The organism is Weissella sp. DD23, from assembly GCF_001579105.1.
GTDB lineage: Bacteria > Bacillota > Bacilli > Lactobacillales > Lactobacillaceae > Weissella > Weissella cibaria.
The window spans coordinates 186,445-189,559 of sequence record NZ_KQ970393.1 but is presented as its reverse complement, the minus strand read 5'-3'; the positions used below and the strand labels follow the sequence as shown (position 1 = coordinate 189,559).

Sequence of the window (3,115 nt, the reverse complement as noted above, 5' to 3'; positions counted from 1 at the left end):
AAGCAAAATGGTGTTTCAATCGTGACTAAGAACTTGAATGCGCAAGAAAAGGATGCCGTTGCATCAGCTAAAGCGGCAATCGTGGCTGGTGATGTTGAGGTACCAACGACACCAGCAAAGTAACGATAAAAGAAGTGTGAGACAAAAGACATTTTGGGGCTAAGACAGAGATTTCTGTCTTAGCCTTTTTTCTACTGGCAACGTAGTTAATGGCGGTGACGTTTAACGTCCTTAATGTATAATGACCACAGAGAGACAAAAAATTCGGAGGTGAGATGGCATGGTGGCATTAACATTTACAACAAGTCATAACGGAAATGCGACGCCTAGCGCACGTGAGCTAGATGTTCCGTATACGGATGACTTGTTTCGACAAGATAGTAAACAATATCAGCATGATTTAGCGCGGGTTAGTGTCGTGATGGCTGGTTCAACGTATACCAAGGACAGTCAACCGGTGGGAACCGGCTATGCGGCGGCAAACCTACAAAAGTTAGGCTTTACGACGAGTGACTTTAACTATGGCATTGCAGATGATCCGAATAATGTGGCCTTCACGTTAGGTGTTAAGCGATTGCCCGATATGAATTTGTTCGCTGCGATTATTCGAGGAACGCCACAAAGTGCAGAATGGTCTGGTGATTTCATGATTGGCGATGATGATGCGCCATGCATGAATAATATGATTTTCATCGGCCAAAAGGTGGCGGCTCAATTACGTGATTTTATGCTGACAGAAGGTGATCCGGAACAGCAAAATGTGTTCTGGGTAACGGGTCATTCGCGTGGCGGTAGTGCGACAGAGGTTGTCGGCAAATTGTTGGTTGACGCGGGTGAAACAGCAGTTTATGCATACGCGTTTGCGCCAACGACAACTTACAAGCAGGTTGCAAATGAAGATTATGCGGACGCGTACCCACAAGTCCATGCAATTATTAATCCGCTTGATGTTGCACCAACTTTTCCATTGGAAGCATGGGGCTTTACCCATATTGGGCAACAACATATCTTACCGCTGTCAGCTTATGACGCGGTTCGAACAGAATTTGAGCGCATTAATGGTCGGCCGTTCGGTGGCGACTTAGTTGAAGATGAGGCGAAGTTGGAACGGGGACAACAGTTGTATTATGCTTTGGCGCCAAGTGTCCGCGATTTTTATCACGCGGAGACGCCGTGGTGGGATGGCGGTACGATGACCCCCTATCAATGGGTGCAAGATTTGATGTTGGGCGCTCAAGGGTTAGAAATCCCAGCCCGGACGGCGAATGTTATGGCCTATGTTAAGACACATCCTGTGTATGCAAAGTTGTTCCAACACATGGCGAATGATGGCAATAATGGGTATGAGCACACCATCACAACATACATTAGCTTTATGACCGTGTTGCCAGATGATTGGACTGTAACGGATGATTGAGCTAACAGATGTGCTCGCGATTATTCGTAATCCAGTGCTCTTTATAAAGCCGATTATGATGAACCCTTGGTTGGTCTACCCCGTTTTATGGGCAATTGTTGGTTTTGAAAGTTACTTTGTCCTGTTTGCATGGCTCCCCGCAGAAACGACCATGTTTTTGGCGGGAAGTTTAGCGGCGCATCAAGAAATCCCAATCCAATTATGGTGGTTATGGTTAGGCTATTTGCCAGTGGTCTATCTGGGCTGGCGCTTTAAATTCCGACGTGGATTAGCTCATAATACACGCAATCGTCGTATGGATGATACCGTTGATTTCTTTAATCAGCATGCTAAATTAGCCATGTTATTTGGGCGATATATTCCGGTCCTTGGTATTTTTATTCCATTAATTGCTGGTGAAAGTCGATATGATCAAGCAACTTTTCAACGTCAAAATATAATTGGCGCCTTAATTTGGGTGCTTGGATCAACGCTAATTGGGTATTATCTGGGTTCAATTCCATTCTTCCAGCAGCATTTTAGTGTCTTGATTGCGGGGATCATTGTTGTACCGGCAGGAATTTATTACGCCGTCACTTATTTGAATAGCTTGTTTCATCATCTTCGTCGTTAAGGACTTGTTATTTTGCCAGGTAGTGGTTAAATAACTAGTAATAAGGGGGAAGATTGATTATGGCAGAACAGAATTATATTGCGCGCATGCGGGCAAAGGTTGGTCATGAAGGCATGATTTTCAATACAGTTTTTGGTGTATTGTGGTCAGAAGATCGGCGCGCTATCTTATTAGAAAAGCGGTCTGATATCCAAAAGGGCTGGGGCTTCCCGGGTGGTTACGTGGAGTACGGCGAGACCCCGCAACAGGCCATTGTGCGTGAATTCAAGGAAGAAACGGGACTAACGGTGCAAGTGAAACGTTTGATTGGGATTTCTTCTGAAATTGTTGCTGAAAATCGGTGGGGTGATGCCCAAGAAACATTGGCGATGGGGTTTGAAGTGACTTTAGTGACCGGCGAATTGCAGGAAGACGGGGATGAAACCTTGCATGTGCAGTATGTGCCGGTTAACCCAGAACCGTTGATGTTTGTGCCCCAAGCCCAAAAAACAGTGCATCAAGTGATTAATGATAATGAGCAATCAGACGCGGTTTGGTTGCGTGAAGACTAGTAAAAAAGTGACTGACGTTTCGGCGTTAGTCGCTTTTTTTGATTAATTGTTAGGTTTGTGTTGAATAAACCTAACTAACAGTTTATACTTCTTTTTCGTTAGGTTAACCAAAGTAAAACCTAACGATATATTTATTGAAAATAAAAGAGGCAAATTAAATTATGACAGATGAAACACAAGACTTGATGGCAACGTTTGGACGATTGCTGCAATCTCGCTATTTTATGACGGCGATGGCACTCAACAATCGCACGAAGCGCAATAGTGATGAAAATCTGGGTCGAGGTCGACTACGATTATTGTCATTGTTGGGAAAAACTGACGGCATTACGAATGCCGAAATTGCAGAAAAGTTGGATATTCGACCAAGCTCAGTTAGCTTGCAAGTGAAAGCGTTGGTTGACGCTGGAATGGCGGAACGACGAGCCTCAGAAACCGACGGTCGGGTATCGTTAATTTTTATTACAACGCTTGGTGAAGAAACGTTAGCTGGTTTGCATAATGGCAACGATCCATTGAGTGAACGTGCCTTTA

At 44.5% G+C, this 3,115-nt stretch carries 4 protein-coding genes; all 4 read left to right on the top strand.

Annotated features, from left to right (window positions below):
• Positions 1-280: 280 nt before the first annotated feature.
• A complete protein-coding gene (locus WEIDD23_RS06935; protein ID WP_062358862.1) occupies positions 281-1,417 on the top strand; it encodes a lipase family protein in 1,137 nt (378 codons plus the stop codon).
• Positions 1,410-2,030, top strand: coding sequence for a DedA family protein (locus WEIDD23_RS06930; protein ID WP_010373261.1), 621 nt, complete (start codon positions 1,410-1,412; stop codon positions 2,028-2,030). Before WEIDD23_RS06935 ends, WEIDD23_RS06930 begins: the two co-directional genes overlap by 8 nt.
• 59 nt (positions 2,031-2,089) lie before the next feature.
• Positions 2,090-2,581, top strand: coding sequence for an NUDIX domain-containing protein (locus WEIDD23_RS06925; RefSeq protein WP_010373259.1), 492 nt, complete (start codon positions 2,090-2,092; stop codon positions 2,579-2,581).
• Between the two features lie 161 nt (positions 2,582-2,742).
• Positions 2,743-3,115 (top strand): MarR family transcriptional regulator (locus WEIDD23_RS14665; protein ID WP_242865455.1); only part of this gene is annotated, 373 nt, incomplete at its 3' end.